The sequence below is a fragment of the Novosphingobium aerophilum genome (assembly GCF_014230305.1).
GTDB classification, from domain to species: Bacteria; Pseudomonadota; Alphaproteobacteria; order Sphingomonadales; family Sphingomonadaceae; genus Novosphingobium; species Novosphingobium aerophilum.
This window is the reverse complement of record NZ_JACLAU010000002.1, coordinates 57,906-78,115: the sequence shown is the minus strand read 5'-3', so window position 1 is coordinate 78,115 and position 20,210 is coordinate 57,906. Positions and strand designations below refer to the sequence as shown.

Genomic DNA, 20,210 nt, shown 5'->3' with positions numbered 1-20,210 from the left:
TGCGCGCCCGCCCGGCCGAAGCCAGCCGGGTCCGCTTAGAGCGCGGCGGTGTTGGCGGCGCTGAGCACCGCGCGGACGCTGGCCGTGGCGACGTCCTCGTCGATGCCCACGCCCCAGACCGTGCGGCCGTCCGCCGTCACGCACTCGACATAGGCCGCGGCCCGGGCGTCGGAACCGGTGCCCAGGGCATGTTCGGTGTAGTCGCGCACTTCCAGCGCCACCCCGAAGCTGTCACGCAGGGTCGCCACCACTGAAGAGATCAGGCCGTTGCCGCGTCCCGACACCGACTTTTCCTGGCCGTCCACGCCGATCTTCCCGGCAAAGACCCGGGTGCCATCGGCGGCGCGGCCCTCGTCCCAGTCGACCAGCTGGAAGTGCTGGGGCTCGTCCAGCCGGTAGACCTTGCGGAACACGTCCCAGATGTCGGTGGCCTGCAGTTCGCGGCCCAGCTCGTCGGCCAGTTCCTGGACGTGGCGGCTGAAGTGCGCCTGCATCCGCTTGGGCAGCTTGAGGCCCTGGTCCTGTTCGATCACCCAGGCGAACCCGCCCTTGCCGCTCTGCGAATTGACGCGGATCACCGCTTCGTAGCTGCGGCCCAGGTCGGCCGGATCGATCGGCAGATAGGGCACCGACCAGATCTGGTCGTTGCGGGTTTCCTGCGCGGCGAAACCCTTCTTGATCGCATCCTGGTGGCTGCCCGAGAAGGCGGTGTAGACCAGCTCGCCGCCATAGGGATGGCGCGCCGGGACCGGCAACTGGTTGCAATACTCGACCGTCTGGATCACCTCGTCGATGTCCGAGAAGTCCAGCCCCGGATTGACCCCCTGGGTGTACATGTTGAGCGCCACGGTGACGAGGCAGCAGTTGCCGGTACGCTCGCCATTGCCGAACAGGCAGCCTTCGACCCGGTCCGCTCCGGCCATCAGGCCCAGCTCGGCGGCAGCGACGCCGGTGCCGCGATCGTTGTGGGTGTGGAGCGAGATCACCGCGCTCTCGCGGTTGGGCAGGTTACGGCAGAAGTACTCGATCTGGTCGGCGTAGATGTTGGGCGTCGCCGCCTCGACCGTGGCCGGCAGGTTGAGGATGATCGGGTGTTCCGGGGTGGGCTGGAGCACCTGCATCACCGCCTCGCAGCATTCGATGCTGAAATCGACCTCGGCGGTCGAGAAGGTCTCCGGCGAGTATTCGAAGTGCCACTTGGTCTGCGGGAACCGGGCGGCCTGGTCGCGCAGGTATTTGGCGCCCTGGCTGGCGATATCCCGGATCTCGGGCTTCTCCAGCCCGAACACCACCTGGCGCCACAGCGGCGAGACCGCGTTGTAGACATGAACGATCGCCTCGGGCGCTCCGGCCAGGCTTTCGAACGAGGTCTTGATCAGATCCTCGCGCGACTGGGTCAGGACCTGGACCAGCACGTCGGCGGGGATGCGGCCGGTGTCGACCAGGCCGCGGATGAAGTCATACTCGGTCGCTCCGGCGCTGGGGAAGCCGACCTCGATCTCCTTCAGACCGACGCGGACCAGCAGATCGAAGAACCGGGTCTTCTTCTCGGCCCCCATCGGATCGATCAGCGACTGGTTGCCGTCCCGCAGATCGGTGGAAAGCCAACGCGGGGCCTTGGTGATCGTGCGGCTCGGCCACTGCCGGTCGGGCAGGTTGATCTGCGGGAAGGGACGGTACTTGACCGAGGGGTCTTGCAGCATGGTCATGGTGTGATCTCAAATGCGTTGCAGCGGGGTTGTTGGGCCGTTGCAGGGAAGATGTGGAGAGTGGCGGTGCAGGCTCCCTTGGGCGCCGCACGCGCCGGGTCAAACCGACGCGTCAGCTCACGCCCAAGGGCGGATAAGTCGCAGGGTAAGGCCGGTCCGCAGGATCATCCCGGTGTCTATGGGCATTTGCGCCGCCGCTGTAAAGGCCCAGCTTTGCCGGGGCGCCCTACCAGTCGCGCTTGCGCAGATTGGCCTGGACCATGCGCCGCCGCTCGAACCGGCCGGCCAGGAAACGGTAGAAGAACCAGTCCTTCAGCGCGAAGGGCGTCGCATGGTACAGGACCCGCTCGAACAGGGTCCAGCGCACATGGGCATTGGCCGAGCGGCGCGGGGAGGGCTGGCACCACAGGTCGGTTGCGCCGGTCAGGGGCCCCTGCTTGAGCATGCGGTGGATCAGTTCGTGATCGTACAGCACGAAGGGCCAGGCTAGGCTGAGCGGTCCTCCGGCCAAGCGCAGCGCATCGCTGCGGAAGCACTGCCCGAACGATCCGGTGTGGCCCTGCCGCGAGAGCACGCGCTGCGTCAGGCGCATCCGCCAGCGGCGCAGCCATCCCGCCGGGCTGAGCGGATCGCAATAGACGTCGATCGCCTGGGCTCCGACGAAGGGGCCGCCGGTCAGCAGGCGCTCGGCGCTGGCGAGGTAATGCGGCGGGTAGGCGGTGTCGGCATCCCAGAAGGCCACGAAGGGCGTTTCCACCGCGGCAAAGCCCCTGGCGAGGGCATGGTTCTGCCCCGGGGTCTCCTCGCGCAGATAGACCACCTCCAGCTCCGGATGACCGGCGAGGAGCTGTCTGGCGCAGGCCTCGCTCCCGTCGTCCGAGCGGTTGTCGACCAGGATCAGGCGCAGGCTCGTGCCCTGCTGGGCAATGGCACTGCCGATCGGCGTGGCGATGAACGCGGCCTCGTTGAAATAGGGAATGACCACCGACCAGCGCGGCGGCCCCTCAGCGATGCTCGCAACCACGTCCCCTCCTGTTCCGGACACGCTCGCCCCGTGCCAGCCCCACACCTCCCGAACCCTGCTCCGCGCCGGGATCGCAGGTTCGGTCAGGGGGTTGGCCCCGGCTTGTGCCCGATCCGGACCGGCCACGCCAGAGGCTCTAGCCGACAATCCCAAGCCGCCGCGCCAGGCGCAGCAGCGGGGCGACCGGCTGCCACAGTCGCGGCCCCCAGAAGCGGGCCGGACCATTCCACGGCGCCGCCCAGTCGAACCACCATGGCGTCCCCAGCAGGTCGGGATGCTGTTCGCGCAGGAAAGCCATGCAGCGCTGGCGCTGCAGCACCCGTTCCTGATCCGCGGTCAGCCCGTTGCGATAGACCTTGCCGTCGCTGGTGATCGGACGGGTGTGGCGCATCACCACGCTGTCATAGATCACCGTATCCGGCAGGCGCAGGGCCCTTTGCAGCATGGGCATGACGAACTGGTCGATCCCGTAGGACGACGTGTTCCCGGCAATCAGCGGCCCCGCCGCGCGCAGCATGTCCCAGCGGATGAACGGGGCCATGACCTCGACCCATGCGACGGTCCGCTTGGTCGAACCGGCCAGGGTGAAGAAGCGCGGGTGCGAATGGTAGCTGTCACGGCTCAGGCTGGCCGAGAACGAGGCATGGCCATGCACCCGGGCATCGGCCAGCATGGCGTTGATCCCGGAGATGGACATCGCGACGTCATCGTCGATGAAGCCGACATAGCCGAAGGTCTCGCCGCTGGCCGACAGGTCGGCGATCAGGGCCTGGAACGCCTCGCCCTTGCACTGGGTGGCATGGGCATGGACGGTGACGGCATCCAGCGGCGGGTGCCCGGGTCCGGTGTAGCAGAACGCGGCGAGGCGGAACTCGGGTTGGGCATCGCGTTCCAGCAGCGCAAACGGATCACCGCTGCCGTTCCAGGCCACCACTACCAGATCGTCGGGCACCGCATCCCCCCAGTTGCCAGGGCCGGTTAGGCGAAATTCCTGGCGCCTCCAAGCCGCGGCACAAAAATGGCCGGCGCGATGCCCCAGGGGCACCGCGCCGGCCGGTCAGAGGTCCACTCTCTGAAGGAATCAGTTGCGGGCCTTGTCGACCAGCTTGTTGGCGCCGATCCACGGCATCATCGCGCGCAGTTGGGCTCCGGTCTTCTCGATCTGGTGTTCGCTCTGCAGCTTGCGCTTCGCCTTCATCTCGGGCGCGCCCATCTTGATGTCGGTGAAGAAGCGCTGGACGAACTTGCCCTGCTGGATGTCGGTCAGCACGCGCTTCATTTCAGCCTTGGTCTCGTCGGTGATCACGCGCGGACCGGTGTGGTAGTCACCGTATTCGGCCGTGTTCGAGATCGAATAGCGCATGTTGGCGATGCCGCCCTCGTACATCAGGTCGACGATCAGCTTCACCTCGTGGAGGCATTCGAAATAGGCCATTTCCGGGGCGTAACCGGCTTCGACCAGGGTTTCGAACCCGGCCATGATCAGGTGGCTGAGGCCGCCGCAGAGCACGGCCTGCTCGCCGAACAGGTCGGTTTCGCATTCTTCCTTGAAGTTCGTCTCGATGATGCCCGAACGGCCGCCGCCGACGCCCGAGGCATAGGCCAGGGCGACGTCCATCGCATTGCCGGTGGCGTCCTGGTAGATCGCGACCAGGCAGGGCACGCCGCCGCCGCGCTGGTACTCGCTGCGCACCGTGTGGCCCGGGCCCTTGGGCGCGATCATGATCACGTCGACATCGGCGCGCGGCTCGATCAGGCCGAAGTGGACGTTCAGGCCATGGGCGAAGGCCAGCGCCGCGCCGGGCTTGAGGTTGGCGTGGATGTCCGCCGCGTAGATCTCGGCCTGGCTCTCGTCCGGGGCGAGGATCATCAGCACGTCGGCCCAGGCCGCGGCATCGGCGTTCGACAGGACCTTGAAGCCGGCGGCTTCGGCCTTGGCGGCGCTGGCCGAACCGGGCCGCAGCGCGATCGCCACCTCCTTGACGCCGCTGTCGCGCAGGTTCTGCGCATGGGCATGGCCCTGCGAGCCGTAGCCGAGCACCGCGATCTTCTTGCCGGTGATCAGGTTGAGATCGCAATCGGCGTCGTAGTAAACCTTCATCGTTCCATTCCTTGCCTAAAACTCGTCATGCTGAACTTGTTTCAGCATCCACCTTGCCGCCCGCTCGGAGCCATCCGGAGAAATGGATCCTGAAACAAGTTCAGGATGACGACGGTTCAAAAATCGGTTTCCAGAATTCTCGCCCGGCCCGTTCACACGCCCGTCGCGCCGCGGGCCATGCCGACCACGCCGGTGCGCCCCACCTCGACCAGCCCAAGCTCGCGCATCAGGCCGACGAAGGTGTCGATCTTGTCGGGCGTCCCGGTCAGTTCGAAGATGAAGCTCGACGTGGTCGTATCGACCGGCTTGGCGCGGAAGATTTCGGCCACGCGCAAGGCCTCGACCCGGGCGTCGCCGATCCCGGCCACCTTCACCAGCGCCAGTTCGCGTTCGACATAGGGGCCGACCTCGGTCAGGTCGATCACCTTGTGGACCGGGATCAGGCGTTCCAACTGCGCATGGATCTGGTCGATCTGGGCCGGCGGGCCGTGGGTGACGATGGTGATCCGGCTCACCGCGTGGTTCTCGGTGATGTCGGCCACGGTCAGGCTGTCGATGTTGTAGCCGCGCGCGGTGAACAGCCCGGCGATCTTGGCCAGGATGCCCGCCTCGTTGTCGACGATGACGGTGAGGACGTGGCGTTCCTCGGCTTCGTGCAGGATTTTCATCTCGACCCCTTCAGACCAGCGCCTTGGCTTCATCGTCCATCGTGCCGGCCACGGTATCGCCGTAGAGCAGCATCTCGGTGTGCGCCGCGCCTGACGGGATCATCGGGAAGCAGTTGTGCTCCTTGGCGACGAGGCAGTCGACGAAGACCGGACCCGGGTGATCGATCATCGCCTGGATCCCGGCATCGAGCTGGCTTTCGTCCTCGATGCGGATGCCCTTCCAGCCATAGGCTTCGGCGAGCTTCACGAAATCGGGCAGGCTGTCCGAGTACGAGTTCGAATAGCGGCTTTCATAGGTCAGCTCCTGCCACTGGCGGACCATGCCCATGTATTCGTTGTTCAGGGTGAACACCTTCACCGGCAAGCGATACTGCGTGGCCGTGCCCATTTCCTGGATGTTCATCTGGATCGAGGCATCGCCGGCCACGTCGATCACCAGGCTGTCCGGATTGCCGAGCTGCGCGCCGATCGCCGCCGGCAGGCCATAGCCCATCGTGCCGAGCCCGCCCGAGGTGAGCCACTTGTTCGGCCCGAAGAATCCGAAATACTGCGCGGCCCACATCTGGTGCTGGCCGACCTCGGTGGTGATGATCGGATCCTTGTGCCGGGTCAGCGCGAACAGCCGCTCCACCGCATACTGCGGGGCGATGGCATCCTTGCGGCGGGGATAGGCCAGGCTGTTGCGCCCGCGCCAGCCATCGATCCGCTGCTTCCAGTCCGCCAGGTCCTGCCCCTTGCGGGTGCCCCAGGCCGCGATCAGCTGGGCCAGCACCTTGCCGCAATCGCCGACGATCGGGAGATCGACCGGGACCGTCTTGTTGATCGACGACCGATCGATATCGATGTGGATCTTGGTCGAGTTCGGCGCGAAGGCGTCGAGCCGCCCCGTCACGCGATCGTCGAACCGGGCGCCCACGCAGACGATCAGGTCGGCCTGGTTCATCGCCATGTTGGCTTCGTAGGTGCCATGCATGCCCAGCATGCCGAGCCAGTCCGGGTGATCGGCCGGGAACGAGCCCAAGCCCATCAGGGTGGAGGTGAGGGGGGCGCCCGTCAGCGCCTGCAACTGGCGCAGCAGGGCGGTGGCCTGGGGCCCGGAGTTGATGACCCCGCCGCCGGTGTAGAACACCGGGCGCCGGGCCTTGGCGAGCAGGTCGATGGCCCGGTCGATCTCGTCGGCGCTGCCTTCCAGGCGCGGGGTGTAGCGGTTGCGGCGCTGCGGGGGCGCATCGCTCCAGGCCGCCGTGGCGATCTGGACGTTCTTGGGAATGTCCACCAGCACGGGGCCGGGGCGCCCGGTGGTGGCGATCTGGAACGCCTCGTCCAGGGTGGCAGCCAGTTCGGCCGGGTCCTTGACCAGATAGTTGTGCTTGCAGCAGTGCCGGGTGATGCCGACCGTGTCGGCTTCCTGGAATGCGTCAGAGCCGATCACCGTGGTCGGCACCTGCCCGGTGATCACCACCATCGGGATCGAATCCATGAAGGCATCGGCAATGCCCGTCACGGCATTGGTCGCCCCCGGGCCCGAGGTCACCAGCACGACCCCGGGCTTGCCGGTGGAGCGGGCATAGCCCTCTGCAGCGTGGGCGGCACCGGCCTCGTGACGGACCAGGATGTGGCGGATTTGCGGGTGTTCGAACAGCGCGTCATAGATCGGCAGGACGGCCCCACCGGGATAACCGAACACGTATTCGACCCCCTGACGGATCAGGGTTTCGACCAGGATGTCCGCGCCGCTGCGCTCTTCCGTCACCGTCAATTCCTTCTCGCGTGACCGCACCTGCGGCCGCCTGTGCCCTTGCTTCCTCGGACCCACAGGCCGGGTCGCCCTTCGGATTCGGCGCGCGGACTGTCAACCCGCGAACCGCTGCCGAAAGCGGGAGGCGGCTAGACGATAAAAAATGTCTCGTCAACAGCTAATCGAGTAATAAAGATGCAAAAGGAATGTCCGTGGCGTATTGTTCGTAAGCCAGTCGCGGCCAGTCCGGCGGACATTGGTGCCGCAGCCAGGTGAGCTGGCGCTTCACGTAGTTCCGGGTCGCCTGGGCCCCAAGCCTCCGCGCCGCGTCGAGCGAGGATTCCCCGGCGAGATAGGCTGCAATCTCGGGCACGCCGATCGCGCGCATCACGGGCAGGGCCGTATCGAGGCCGCGGGCCAGCAGCGCTTCGACCTCGGCGATGGCGCCGTGCTCCAGCATGGCGTCGAACCGCAGGTCGCAGCGCTGGTACAGCCAGGCCCGGTCCGGCAGGAGCACCGCCGGATGCAGCGCGATCCGGTCGGCGATGCCGCCCTCGCGGTGCCGTTGCCACTCATCCAGCGAGAGCCCGGTGGACCGCACGACCTCCAGCGCGCGGGTGATGCGGGTGGTGTCGGCCGGGTTGAGCCGTGCGGCGCGGGCCGGGTCCTCGCGCGTCAGCGCCGCATGGGCCTCGGCCACGGTCAAGGCCCGCACCGCGCTGCGCACGGCCGGATCGATCGCCGGAACCGGTGCGATCCCGTCCAGCAGGGTCCGCAGATAGAGCCCGGTTCCGCCGACCAGGATCGGGATCGCGCCGTCCCGGTGCGCCCGGTCGATCTCGGCTGTGGCGGCCTGCGCCCAGTCCGCCGCGCTGCAGGCCACGGCGCCGTCCCAGGCTCCGTACACGCGGTGGGGCACCCCGCGCATCTCGGCCTGGTTGGGGCGTGCGCTCAGGATGGCGAGATCGGCATAGACCTGCGCGCTGTCGGCATTGATCACCACGGCTGCCTGGCCACGCTCACCCAGGGCGAGGGCCAGCCGGACCGCAAGATCGCTCTTGCCGCTGGCGGTCGGCCCTGCGATGACCGCCACCGGTGGCGCCCCGGACCGGCCGGCGGAGGCCCCGACAGAGGAATTCGCAGTGCTCATCGCCCGGCTGATAGCAGACCCGTCGACCCTTGCAGCAAATCTCGACAAGGCCCGGACGATGCTGGCCGGCGAAGGCCTGGCGCTGGCCCTGGCCGAACCGCTGACCAGCGGCGAGGACGTGATCGAGCTGCAGCTTCCGGCGGGTGATCCGGCACGCGTCCGGGCGATCCTGGACGCCTGTTTCGCGCCGGCCGACCTGCTCCTGTCCGATGCCCCGATCGCGCTGCCCGGGCTGTTCGTATCCGACATGGATTCGACCATGATCGCGGCCGAATGCATCGATGAGCTGGCCGATTTCGCCGGGCTGAAGCCGCAGATCGCGGCGATCACCGAACGGGCGATGCAGGGCGAGCTCGACTTTGCCCAGGCCCTGACCGAGCGGGTCGCCCTGCTGGGTGGCCTGGGGCAGGACGCCATCGCGCAGTGCCTGGCCGAACGGATCGAGATGATGCCCGGCGCCCGGGTGCTGGTGGCGACGCTGAAGGCCCACGGCTGTTTCACCGTGCTGGTCACCGGTGGCTTCCACCAGTTCGCCGATCCGGTGGCCGAACACCTGGGCTTCGAACGCGTGGTGGCGAACCGGCTGGGCATGCATGAGGGCAGGCTGACCGGCGGACTGGTGGGCGGGATCACCGACAGCGGGGTCAAGCGCCAGGTCCTGCTGGAAGAGGGCGCGCGGCTCGGCGCGGACACGGTCAGCCTGGCGACGGGCGATGGCGCCAACGATATTCCGATGCTGGAAGCGGCGACCTATGGCCTGGCCTACTACGCCAAGCCCAAGGCCCGCGCCGCCGCCAATGGCGCGATCGATCGCGGAGATCTGACCAGCGTCCTGGCCCTGCTGGGCATTCCGCGCCGGGACTGGGTGCTGGGTTAGGGCAGAGTAACGGCCCCTCCGGCAGGCGCCAAGGTGCCTGCCACGTCCCCATCCTGCTGCGCAGGACAGGGAGGATCAATTCAACCATTACGGTGACTGGCTGATCCTTCCCGTCGCGATGCGATGGGGAGAGGGACCGCCCGCGAAGCGGGTGGCGGAGGGGCTTGATTACGCCTCCATCCACGCCTTGAAGAAGCGCTCGTGCTCCGCCTTCAGGGCGGCGATGCTCACCGTGAAGCCGGGGCCGCGGAGGCTGTCGCCGCCGGTGGTGCCGATGCGGGTCATCGGGATGCCCGCGGCCTGGATCTGGTCGGCGACCGCGCTGGTCACGACATAGCGGCCCTGATCCTCGCCAAAGGCGGTGAAGTGGTCGCCGATGTCCTCCAGCGTGCAGCCGATCCCGCTGGCCATGGCCATTTCGGCGAGGGCCATCAGCAGGCCCCCATCAGACACGTCATGCACCGCGCTGACCTTGCCCTCGGCGATCAGTTGCCGGACGAATTCGCCATGGCAGCGCTCGGCGGCCAGATCGACCGGCGGCGGCGCGCCATCCTCGCGGCCGTGCAGCTCGCGCAGCCACAACGACTGGCCCAGGTGCCCGTTGCTCTGGCCGATCACGAAGATCGCCTCGCCGGCGGCCTTGAACGGCACGGTCGCCATGACGGAGTGATCCTCCATCAGGCCGACGCCGCCGATCGCCGGGGTGGGCAGGATCGCCGAGCCACCGCCGGTCGCCTTGCTCTCGTTGTAGAGCGAGACGTTGCCGCTGACGATCGGATAGTCGAGCGCCCGGCAGGCATCGCCCATGCCGCGCAGGGCCTCGACGATCTGGGCCATGATCTCGGGGCGCTGCGGATTGGCGAAGTTCAGGCAGTTGGTGATGGCGAGCGGCCGCGCGCCGACCGCGCAGATGTTGCGCCAGGTCTCGACCACCGCCTGCTTGCCGCCTTCGTAGGGATCGGCATAGCAATAGCGCGGGGTGCAGTCGGTGCTGATCGCCAGCGCCTTGGTGGTGCCGTGTACCCGCACCACGGCCGCATCGCCGCCGGACTTCTGCATCGTGTCCGCGCCGACCTGGCTGTCGTACTGCTCGTAGATCCAGCGCCGGCTGGCCAAATCGGGGCAGCCGATCAGCTTGAGCAGATCGGCGCCGAGATCGCTGCTGGCGGGCACCTGGTCCAGCGGGGCGACCTTGGCCCAGGCCTTGTACTCGTCGAGCGAGACGTGGGGCCGGTCATACAGCGGGGCATCGTCGGCCAGCGGGCCCAGCGGGATGTCGCAGACCACTTCGCCATCGAATTCCAGCACCATGTGGCCCCCGTCGGCCTGGGCTTCGGTGACCTCGCCGATCACCGCGAAGTCCAGCTCCCACTTGCGGAAGATCGCCTCGGCCATGGCCTCCTTGCCGGGCTTCAGCACCATGAGCATGCGCTCCTGGCTTTCGCTCAGCATCATCTCGTAGGGCGTCATGCCCTCTTCGCGGCAGGGCACCCGGTTCATGTTCAGGCGAATGCCCGCACCGCCCTTGCTGGCCATCTCGACCGAGGACGAGGTGAGGCCGGCCGCCCCCATGTCCTGGATTGCGACAATGGCGTCGGTCGCCATCAGTTCGAGGCAGGCTTCGATCAGCAGCTTTTCGGTGAAGGGATCGCCCACCTGCACGGTCGGGCGCTTTTCCTCGCTCTTCTCGTCGAAGTCGGCGCTGGCCATGGTCGCGCCATGGATCCCGTCGCGCCCGGTCTTGGATCCGACATAGACGATCGGGTTGCCGATGCCCGTGGCCGCCGAATAGAAGATCTTGTCCTGATCGGCGACGCCCACGGTCATCGCGTTGACCAGGATGTTGCCATCATAGGCACGATGGAAGTTGGTCTCGCCGCCGACCGTCGGCACACCCACGCAATTGCCGTAGCCGCCGATCCCGGCGACCACGCCCTGGACCAGATGCTTCATCTTGGGATGGTCGGGCCGGCCGAAGCGCAGCGCGTTCATGTTGGCGACCGGGCGTGCGCCCATGGTGAACACGTCGCGCAGGATGCCCCCAACGCCGGTCGCGGCGCCCTGGTAGGGCTCGATATAGCTGGGGTGGTTGTGGCTCTCCATCTTGAAGATGGCCGCCTGGCCATCCCCGATGTCGATCACGCCGGCGTTCTCGCCCGGACCGCAGATCACCCAGGGCGCCTCGGTGGGCAGCTTTTTCAGGTGGATGCGGCTCGACTTGTACGAACAGTGTTCGGACCACATCACCGAGAAGATGCCGAGCTCCACCAGGTTGGGCTCGCGGCCGAGCGCGTGCAGCACCCGGGCATATTCTTCCTCGGACAGGCCATGGGCGGCAACGACGTCGGGCGTGATCTGGCTCATGACCGGGCCCTTAGCCCGCACTTATGCGGGACGCAAACGACGGCTGCGCTTGACCGTGCCTTTCCACAGCGCCATGGCAGTGACCATGGTCGACAGCCCTGCCGAATTCGCCGAATTGAGCTTCGAGGACGCCCTGCGCGCGCTTGAGGACGTGGTGCGCAAACTGGAAAGCGGTGAGGTGCCGCTGGACGATTCGATCACGCTGTACGAGCGTGGCGAGGCGCTGCGGCTCCATTGTCAGGCCCGGCTCGATGCCGCCCAGGCGCGCATCGAGAAGATCGTGGGCGGGGCCGACGGACGTTCGGCCGGGGTGGAACCGTTCGACGATCCCGGTCGCTGACGGGACACGGTGATGGGCCGGACGCGGGGAGGGATATGACCGATTTTCCAGGCAAGGACGTGCTGGGCGCCGCACTGACGCGGATCCAGGCCGAAGTGGACGCGGGTTTCGACGCGCTCCTGCCCGTACCGGGCGACGCCCGGGCGAGGCTGGTCGAGGCCATGCGCTATGCGGTGATCGGCGGCGGCAAGCGGGTGCGCCCGTTGTTGCTCACCGCCACCGCCGAGCTGCTGGGCGTCGATCGCGCCGTGGCGGTGCGGGCGAGCCTGGCGATCGAGGCGATCCATGCCTATTCGCTGATCCATGATGACCTGCCGTGCATGGACAATGACGCCATGCGCCACGGCAAGCCGACTGCGCACCTGGCCTTTGACGAAGCGACCGCGGTGCTGGCGGGCGATGCGCTGCACGCCTTCGCCTTCGAGGTGCTGGCCGATCCGGCCCTGTCCGGCGATCCCTTTACCCGTTCGGAACTGGTCCTGTGCCTCGGCACCGCCAGCGGGCTGAACGGCATGGCCGGCGGCCAGATGATGGACATCGCGGCCGAGACGGAATCGTTCGACCTGCCCACCGTCACCCGGCTGCAGCAACTGAAGACCGGTGCGCTGCTGGGTGCGGCGGTGGAAATGGGCGCGATCCTGGGGAAGCTGCCGGCCGAGGGCCGCACGCACCTGCGCGGCTATGCCCGCGATATCGGGCTGGCCTTCCAGATCGCCGACGATCTGCTGGACCACGAAGGCGACGAGACCGCCGCCGGCAAGGCGCTTCGCAAGGACGCGGCCGCGGGCAAGCAGACCTTCGTCTCGCTGCTTGGCGCCGACCGGGCCCGCGCCCAGGCGGCCATGCTGGTCGACCAGGCGATCGCTCATCTGGCCCAATACGGCCCGGAGGCGGATATCCTGCGCGCGCTGGCGCGGTTCATCGTGGCCAGGAACCACTGACGTGGGCGCCGCGTCCGCAGAACGCATCGGCGTCTATCCGGGGACCTTCGATCCGATCACCCTGGGCCACACCGATATCATCCGCCGCGGGGCCAAGCTGGTCGACCGGCTGATCATCGGGGTGACGACGAACCCGTCCAAGAACCCGATGTTCACCCCCGCAGAGCGGATGGCGATGGTCGAGCGCGAGGTGGCGAGCCTCGGGATCGACAATGTGACCGTGGTCGGTTTCAACGCCCTGCTGATGAAGTTCGCCGAGCATCAGGGCGCCACGGTGATCGTGCGCGGGCTGCGCGCCGTGGCGGACTTCGAATACGAATACCAGATGGCCGGGATGAACCAGCAGCTCAACCCGCGGATCGAGACCGTATTCCTGATGGCCGCGGTCGAGCTGCAGCCGATCGCATCGAAGCTGGTCAAGGAGATCGCCCTGTTCGGCGGGGACATTTCGCGGTTCGTCAGCCCGGCGGTGCGGGATGACGTGCTGGCGCGGGTGACCAGCCAGGGCCAGTTGGGCGAATACTGAGCGAACCCTTTCATCGGGCCGGAGAGCGCGGGCGTTCATTGCCATGACAGTGTCTCCCCGCTATCCCGCCTGCCGACTGGCCCGCACGCGGGCCGCTTGCGTGAGTAAACGAATGAACCGCCGGTCGCTGTTTTCCGTTCTCTGCGTCGCCCTGCTCTGCGGCGCTGCTCCGGCGCTGGCCAAGGATGCCGCGCCGGTGACCCCTGCGGCGCCGGTGCTCAGCGCGGCGGTGGACGCCGACCCGACCCATGATCCGGACAACGTGCTGTTGCTGGATCTGTCGAACGGCGGGCGGGTCGCCATCCGGCTCGTGCCCGCCTGGGCACCCGGCCATGTCGAGCGGATCAAGACCCTGGTGAAGAGCGGGTTCTACAACGGGATCATCTTCCACCGCGTGATCGAGGGCTTCATGGCCCAGACCGGCGATCCGACCGGGACCGGTCAGGGCGGATCGCAGTTGCCGGACCTCAAGGCCGAGTTCAACCCGATGCCCCACGTGCGCGGGTCGGTCTCGATGGCCCGGACCAATGAGCCCGACAGCGCCAACAGCCAGTTCTTCATCGTGTTCTACCCGCGCTTTGCGCTCGACCGGAAGTACACGAACTTCGGCCGCGTGATTGGCGGCATGCAGTACGTCGATGCCATCCAGCGGGGCGAACCCCCGGCCAATCCCACCAAGATCCTCCAGGCCTCGCTCGCCAGCGAACACAAGGCCCAGGTCCTCCCGCCGCCGCCGGCAGCGGCCCCCAGCCTGACCGGGGGTCCTGCCCCCAGCCTGGTACCGGAAAAGCTGTTCGCCCCCGCGGCCAAGCCCGCTGCCAAACCGGCCGCCGCGTCCGCGACCAAGCCTGCCGCCAGGCCCGCCGCCCGACCGGTCCCCAAGCCCGCATCCAAGCCCAAGCCCTGATCCCGGCCCACGTGGCATCCGATGCGGGTTGACCTGTTCGATTTCGAGCTGCCGTCCGAGCGCATCGCCTTGCGCCCGGCGCGGCCGCGCGACGCGGCGCGCATGCTGCTGGTCCCACCCACCGGGCCATTCGGCGATCACGGCGTCCGGGATCTGCCGCGACTGCTCAACCCGGGCGACGTGCTGGTGTTCAATGACACCCGGGTGATCCCGGCGCAGCTGGAAGGATATCGCGGAGAGGCCCGGATCGGTGCCACTTTGCACAAGCGGATCGACCTGCGTCGCTGGCAGGCCTTTGTCCGCAATGGTAAGCGGGTCCATCCGGGCGATCGGATCGAGTTCGCTGCCGGGGTGGAAGCCAGGGCGGAAGAGCGGCTTGGCGACGGTAGCTGGGTCCTGTTCTTTCCGGGCGACGAGCCGGTCGAAGTCCTGCTCGAGCGCGCAGGCACGGTGCCGCTGCCGCCCTACATCGCCGGCAGGCGCGCGATCGACGAGGCGGATCGCAGCGATTACCAGACCATGTTCGCCGCCAAGGACGGCGCGGTAGCCGCCCCCACGGCTTCCCTGCACTTCACGCCGGAGCTGCTGGAAGCCGTTGCCGCGGCGGGGATCGTTTACGAGACGCTGACGCTCCATGTGGGCGCGGGCACGTTCCTGCCGGTCAAGGCCGAGGACACCACGAACCATACGATGCATGCGGAATGGGGCACGATCGATGCCGGCACGGCCGATCGCCTGAACGCGGCCCGCGCGGCCGGTCGGCGGGTGGTCGCCGTCGGCACGACCTCGCTGCGCCTGCTCGAAAGCGCCGCCGGGGAAGACAAGGTGATCCGGCCGTTCGAAGGCGATACCTCGATCTTCATCACCCCCGGCTACCGCTTCCGCGCGATCGACGGCCTGATGACCAACTTCCACCTGCCCAAGAGCACCCTGTTCATGCTGGTCAGCGCGCTGATGGGGCTGGAACGGATGCAGGCATCCTATGCCCATGCGATCGCAGCCGAGTACCGGTTCTATTCCTACGGGGACTCCAGCCTGCTGCTGCCCTGAACAAGGGCCAAGCCAGTCCCGTTCACCCGATCAAACCACCGCCGACCGGGCCAGTGGTGGGTCAAGCCTGTAAGCGGGCACGGCCGGTCGGGCATTAGCTTTTGGGTTAGATAACTGCTGTTTTGGTTATGGAACCAACCCGTCCAATCCCGGCAAATGCGGCAGCCTACAGGGAATTCGCAGGGGATTGGAGGGTTTATGGCCACCTTCACAGATACTGCCGGCAATGACCGGTTCACCGGAATGGATGGGAATGACACCTTCCGGATCGCCGCCGGTCGGGATAGCGTCGATGGCGGAGGCGGTTCCAATGCGCTCGCGATCGACTATTCGGCCTATCTGAAAAGCCCCCGGGGCGGCACCGTTGCGTGGTCAAGCCTCGACTGGAACGGTTCCACCCTGTCCGGAAATGTCCGCACGGCGGGTACGGTCAACGAATGCACCTTTGCCAACATCACCGATCTCGACGTCCGTCTGTCCCGGGCCGACGATGTTGTCATGCTGACCGCAAGAGGTGCAGCATCGCCGGGACAGGTCCGGATCGACGGTGGTGAGGGCTCCGATACGCTGTTCGTCAAGTCGGCGGACCCTGGGCTCACGTTCGATGCCCGCGATGGGCATGCTGGGTCCAATTCGCTGGGATGGACCATCACGGGGTTTGAAAGCTACCAGTTCGAGCTTGGCGCCGGGCAGAACTCGGTCCAGACCGGCTCCGGCAACGACAGTGTCTATTCGGGAACCGGCCGCAACATCATTTCCACCGGCGGCGGCAGCGATCGCATCGTCTCCCAGGGCGGGATCGACACGATCGATGGCGGTGACGGGTTCGACGTCTGGCGGGCGGTCTTTTCGTCGAGCACGACGCCGACCACGATCCAGTACGATGGCGGCACCCGCATGGGCACGCTCGGCAACGGGACCACATTCCGCGACATCGAAAGGATCGATGTCACGCTTGGCGGCGGTGACGATGCGGTTGTGCTGAAGAACCTGGACAGCGCTTTGGTCTCGGGCGGAGATGGCCGGGATTCCCTGGTCCTCGATCAGCGCGGCGTCGCCCATGCGGAGACCATGGCGTTCGGTTACGAGGCGGGCCTTGGCTATTGGGGCGGCAGCGACAATTACTATTTCGAGGGCTTCGAGAGCGTCTCGGTTCGCTTGGGCAACAACGGCAATGACATCTCGGTTTGCGCCGACACGATCCCCCAGAACGCACCGCTGACCATAATCGGCGGGACCGGTTTCGATCGCCTGACGCTCGATTTCCTGTTCGCACCGGCCACGAAGTTCGCGGTGGGATCGGATGGTGTGGCGCGGGTCGGGTCGGCGATCTTCACCGGGTTCGAGGCCTTCACCATTTACGGCACCGACGGCAATGACGCCTTCACCGGCAGCCGGACCGGTCCGAACACGATCGACGGCGGGCTCGGCAACGACACGCTGACCGGGGGCATGGGAAGCGACGAACTGATCGGCGGGGAAGGCAACGACCGGCTGAGCGGCGGGGCCGGTCTCGATCAATTGAACGGTGGCGCCGGCCGCGACACGCTGACGGGCGGCACGGGGGCCGACCTGTTCATCTTCGACGTGCTTGAGACCTCGGCCAACCGCGATCAGATCACCGATTTCTCGGTCGCGGATGACCGTATCGCCCTGTCCGCCGAGGCCTTTGCCGGATTGCTGCCGTCGGACAGCGGCAAGCTTGCGCCCGGCGCCTTCGCCGTGGGGACCAAGGCCACCACGGCCGATCAGCGGATCGTCTACAACCAGGCAACCGGCGGCCTGTTTTATGACAGCGACGGCAACGGCGCGGCGTCTGCGATCCAGATCGCCATCCTGCAGACCAAACCGGCTCTGACTGCCGACCACTTTGTGGTCATCTGACCCTTGGGGCCGGCTGCTTTCCTGTGGCGGCCGGTCCCAAGGACCCCGGTGCGGTTTGCGCGCCTGAGCGGCCGAACCAAGGCTTCTGAGGGATCAAGATATGGGCAATTACCGCGGAACCGCTGGCGATGATGGCATCGTGGGATCATCGGAAGATGACCGCTTCTTTTCCAGCGCCGGACAGGACACCATCGAGGGCGGCGCAGGCCGGGACTATCTTGAAGTCGATTACTCGGCGCAGTGGCCCGCCAGGGAGCCGCAATCGTGGCGGCTGAACTGGGATGGATCCCAGTTCAGCGGAACTGTCGGCGCCGATGCCGCGAACTCCACCACCTTTTCGGGGATCGAAGGTCTTGCGATCGGGCTGTCAGCCGGGGATGACAGCGTCGAGTTCACCGTCGACGGAGCCCGCGGTGGATCGAAGATGCTGCTCGACGCCGGCAAGGGCCGGGACTCGCTCACCCTGGTCATGCGAACGCCTGACCTGGTCTTCGATGCGGGCAGCGGGGACGATACGACCACCAATACCGGTGCCCTGTTCAGGGGCTTCGAACAGTATCGACTGTCGCTGAGCGGCGGTTCCAACCAGGTGACGACCGCGGGCGGAAACGATGTCGTCATGGCCGGCGTCGGCCGCAACACCATCGTGACCAGCGGCGGTGACGATCTCATCGTCTCGCGTGGCGGGGTCGATTTCATTGACGGTGGCGGCGGGGGGGACACCTGGGCGCTGGACCTGGCGGCCAGCAAGGTTGCGACCACCCTGAACTTCGATGGGGCCTCTGGTCGCGGCAGCACCAGCAATGGAACCATCGTCGCCAACGTGGAACGCATGGCTGCGGTCATGGGCGCGGGCGCCGACGTGGTCAACCTGTCCCGGACTGACGCGACGGTCGATCTGGGTGGCGGGAATGACCGCATCACCCTCAACCAGACCTCCGACGCTTCGGTGTTCGGTGGAGATGGCCGTGACATGCTGGTCGTCGACCGGCGCGGAACGACCGGCGGCGAGAAGAGCCGCATCGCGGGCCTGGCCGCGTCCTACAGCGGGACCATTGGCGAGGAGGCGTTCACCGGCTTTGAAAACGTCCAGGTCTATCTCAACGATTCCGCCAATGAGCTGGTCGTCGGGAACCCTGCCGTCGCCCTGGGCAAACTCCCCATCAGCGTCGTCGCCGGCACAAGCCCGGCCGATATCCTTGGCATGATTTTCGCCGATGCCGCGACCGGGATCAGGGCCGTGGTCGGTGACGACAATGTCATGCGGGTGGGATCGGGCCAGTTCGCCGGGTTTGAGCGATTCGCCATCGTCGGGGGGCGGGGCGACGACACCATCATCGGCAGCGCGGCAAGCCCGGACCTGCTGCTCGGCGGGGACGGAGCGGACATCCTGACCGGCGGCCTCGGCTACAGCCTCCTGGATGGTGGCGCCGGTGATGACCGCCTGGCCGTGATGGGCGGGCTGGCTTATCTCAAGGGCGGACCCGGTGACGACACCTATGTGCTGGGCCAGGATGTCGGCGGCGTGTCGATCATCGAGGCCGCCGGAGAGGGATCTGACACGGTTGTCGTTTCGACGTCTTACACGCTCCCCGAGAACGTTGAGCGGTTGGTGTTGCGGACCAAGGCCGATCCGGTGGGCCGGGGCAACGGACTGGCCAACACGATCGTGGCCGAGGGGGGCAACGCCGCGCTGTTCGGCCTCGACGGGAACGACACCCTGCTGGGTGCGGCCGGCGATGACCGGCTTGCCGGCGGACCGGGCCTGGACCGGCTGACCGGTGGCGAGGGACGCGACACCTTCGTGCTCGACGTGCTGGAGTCATCGGCCAACCGCGACGTGATTGTCGACTTCGACCCTGCGAACGACAGGATCGCGCTTGACCGGGGCGTCTTCGGCGCTCTTGGCACACTCAAGGGTGGAGGGCTGGACCCTGCCAGCTTTGTGGTTGGTGCGCGGGCCGTCTCGCCCGACCAGCGGATCATCTACAATGACCGCACCGGAGGGCTGTTCTATGACAGCGACGGGTCCGGCAAGGACCTGCCCGTTCAACTCGCCGTCCTCGTCTCGAAGCCGGCGCTGACTGCCGAGCATTTCGTGGTGATTGGCTGAACCTGGCCACGGCCTGCGTTGCCCCGGGCCCGGGTGGGCCCGGGTTGGGCCGGTCAGGCGAACCACCCCCAGATGAGCTTCCCGGTGAGGGCCAGGCTGGCCGTGACCAGCAGCGGACGGATCAGGCGCGCCCCGAAGCGCGTGGCGCTGTGGGCCCCAAGCCAGGCCCCGGCGATCGCTCCCAGGGCCATGCACAGGCCCAGCAGCCACAACACCTGTCCGCCCAGAGCGAAAACGATCAGGCTGGCCAGGTTGCTCGTCAGGTTGAGCAGCTTGGTCAGCCCGGTGGCCCGCGTCAGGCCCATCCCCCGAAGGCCGACCAGGCTGACCGCGAAGAACGATCCGGTGCCCGGACCGAAGAATCCGTCATAGAAGCCGATTCCTCCGGCCAGCGGCAGGTAGCGTCGTTCATCGATCCGGGGTTCGCTGTCATGATCGTCCATGCGCGGCGAGAACACGGTGTAGAGCGCCACCGCAAGCAGCAGCACGGGCACCAGCAGCGCCAGCGACCGCCCGTCGATGCGCTGGATGGTCAGCGCTCCGGCCAGGGCGCCGGCAAAGACCACGCCCACCAGCACCCTGTTGGGGCCAACGCGGAACAGGCCGGCCTTGCGGTAACGCCAGGCGGCCATGGTCGTGCCGCAGATCGACTGGAGCTTGTTGGTGCCCAGCGCGATGTGCGGGGGCAGTCCGGCAAACAGCAGGGTGGGCATCATGATCAGACCGCCGCCGCCGGCGATCGAATCGATAAAGCCGGTGACCACCGCCACCCCGGTCAGTGCCGCGAACAGCCACGGTTCGATCATTTGCGCCCCACC

17 protein-coding genes are annotated in these 20,210 nt (G+C 67.2%); 8 read left to right on the top strand and 9 right to left on the bottom strand.

What is annotated here, in order from left to right:
* Positions 1-35: 35 nt before the first annotated feature.
* From leuA to miaA, 7 genes are all read right to left on the bottom strand, one after another.
* Complete coding sequence (leuA, locus tag H7F49_RS02505) at positions 36-1,709, bottom strand: 2-isopropylmalate synthase (protein ID WP_185681998.1); 1,674 nt, start codon at positions 1,707-1,709, stop codon at positions 36-38.
* Between the two features lie 226 nt (positions 1,710-1,935).
* Positions 1,936-2,733 carry a glycosyltransferase family 2 protein gene (locus H7F49_RS02500; protein WP_185681997.1) on the bottom strand — a complete coding sequence of 266 codons (798 nt, stop codon included), beginning with the start codon at positions 2,731-2,733 and terminating at the stop codon, positions 1,936-1,938.
* 136 nt (positions 2,734-2,869) lie between these two features.
* Complete coding sequence (locus H7F49_RS02495; protein ID WP_185681996.1) at positions 2,870-3,685, bottom strand: hypothetical protein; 816 nt, start codon at positions 3,683-3,685, stop codon at positions 2,870-2,872.
* A 129-nt stretch (positions 3,686-3,814) separates the two neighbouring features.
* Positions 3,815-4,834 (bottom strand): ketol-acid reductoisomerase, encoded by a 1,020-nt coding sequence (gene ilvC, locus H7F49_RS02490; protein WP_185681995.1) that lies wholly within the window; start codon positions 4,832-4,834, stop codon positions 3,815-3,817.
* Positions 4,835-4,986: 152 nt separating this feature from the next.
* Positions 4,987-5,502, bottom strand: coding sequence for an acetolactate synthase small subunit (gene ilvN / locus H7F49_RS02485; RefSeq protein WP_185681994.1), 516 nt, complete (start codon positions 5,500-5,502; stop codon positions 4,987-4,989).
* Between the two features lie 10 nt (positions 5,503-5,512).
* On the bottom strand, positions 5,513-7,255 hold the full coding sequence (gene ilvB, locus H7F49_RS02480; RefSeq protein ID WP_185681993.1) for a biosynthetic-type acetolactate synthase large subunit: 1,743 nt from the start codon (positions 7,253-7,255) through the stop codon (positions 5,513-5,515).
* A 163-nt stretch (positions 7,256-7,418) separates the two neighbouring features.
* Positions 7,419-8,390: a tRNA (adenosine(37)-N6)-dimethylallyltransferase MiaA gene (gene miaA / locus H7F49_RS02475; protein ID WP_185681992.1), complete on the bottom strand. Its 972-nt coding sequence runs from the start codon at positions 8,388-8,390 to the stop codon at positions 7,419-7,421.
* Here miaA and serB point away from each other — a divergent pair.
* Positions 8,323-9,267, top strand: a complete 945-nt coding sequence (serB, locus tag H7F49_RS02470; protein ID WP_235981663.1) for a phosphoserine phosphatase SerB — start codon at positions 8,323-8,325, stop codon at positions 9,265-9,267. The two genes, miaA and serB, sit on opposite strands and share 68 nt — an antisense overlap.
* Before the next feature lie 168 nt (positions 9,268-9,435).
* On the opposite strand, the gene purL is transcribed toward serB, so the two are convergent.
* Positions 9,436-11,631: a phosphoribosylformylglycinamidine synthase subunit PurL gene (purL, locus tag H7F49_RS02465; RefSeq protein WP_185681991.1), complete on the bottom strand. Its 2,196-nt coding sequence runs from the start codon at positions 11,629-11,631 to the stop codon at positions 9,436-9,438.
* 85 nt (positions 11,632-11,716) lie between these two features.
* On the opposite strand from purL, the gene H7F49_RS02460 reads away from it, so the two are divergent.
* The 7 genes from H7F49_RS02460 to H7F49_RS02430 all read left to right on the top strand — a co-directional run bounded on the left by H7F49_RS02460 (position 11,717) and on the right by H7F49_RS02430 (position 19,392).
* Positions 11,717-11,971: an exodeoxyribonuclease VII small subunit gene (locus tag H7F49_RS02460; protein ID WP_185681990.1), complete on the top strand. Its 255-nt coding sequence runs from the start codon at positions 11,717-11,719 to the stop codon at positions 11,969-11,971.
* 35 nt (positions 11,972-12,006) lie between these two features.
* The gene (locus H7F49_RS02455) at positions 12,007-12,912 is read left to right on the top strand and encodes a polyprenyl synthetase family protein (protein ID WP_185681989.1); all 906 of its coding nucleotides are present in this window, start codon (positions 12,007-12,009) and stop codon (positions 12,910-12,912) included.
* 1 nt (position 12,913) lies between these two features.
* Complete coding sequence (coaD, locus tag H7F49_RS02450) at positions 12,914-13,438, top strand: pantetheine-phosphate adenylyltransferase (RefSeq protein ID WP_185681988.1); 525 nt, start codon at positions 12,914-12,916, stop codon at positions 13,436-13,438.
* Positions 13,439-13,550: 112 nt separating this feature from the next.
* The gene (locus tag H7F49_RS02445) at positions 13,551-14,345 is read left to right on the top strand and encodes a peptidylprolyl isomerase (RefSeq protein ID WP_185681987.1); all 795 of its coding nucleotides are present in this window, start codon (positions 13,551-13,553) and stop codon (positions 14,343-14,345) included.
* 21 nt (positions 14,346-14,366) lie between these two features.
* Positions 14,367-15,395, top strand: a complete 1,029-nt coding sequence (gene queA / locus H7F49_RS02440; RefSeq protein ID WP_185681986.1) for a tRNA preQ1(34) S-adenosylmethionine ribosyltransferase-isomerase QueA — start codon at positions 14,367-14,369, stop codon at positions 15,393-15,395.
* 198 nt (positions 15,396-15,593) lie between these two features.
* Positions 15,594-17,279: a calcium-binding protein gene (locus H7F49_RS02435; RefSeq protein ID WP_185681985.1), complete on the top strand. Its 1,686-nt coding sequence runs from the start codon at positions 15,594-15,596 to the stop codon at positions 17,277-17,279.
* A gap of 100 nt (positions 17,280-17,379) precedes the next feature.
* Complete coding sequence (locus H7F49_RS02430) at positions 17,380-19,392, top strand: calcium-binding protein (RefSeq protein ID WP_185681984.1); 2,013 nt, start codon at positions 17,380-17,382, stop codon at positions 19,390-19,392.
* Positions 19,393-19,445: 53 nt separating this feature from the next.
* On the opposite strand, the gene H7F49_RS02425 is transcribed toward H7F49_RS02430, so the two are convergent.
* On the bottom strand, positions 19,446-20,198 hold the full coding sequence (locus H7F49_RS02425; RefSeq protein ID WP_185681983.1) for a TSUP family transporter: 753 nt from the start codon (positions 20,196-20,198) through the stop codon (positions 19,446-19,448).
* Between the last annotated feature and the right edge of the window lie 12 nt (positions 20,199-20,210).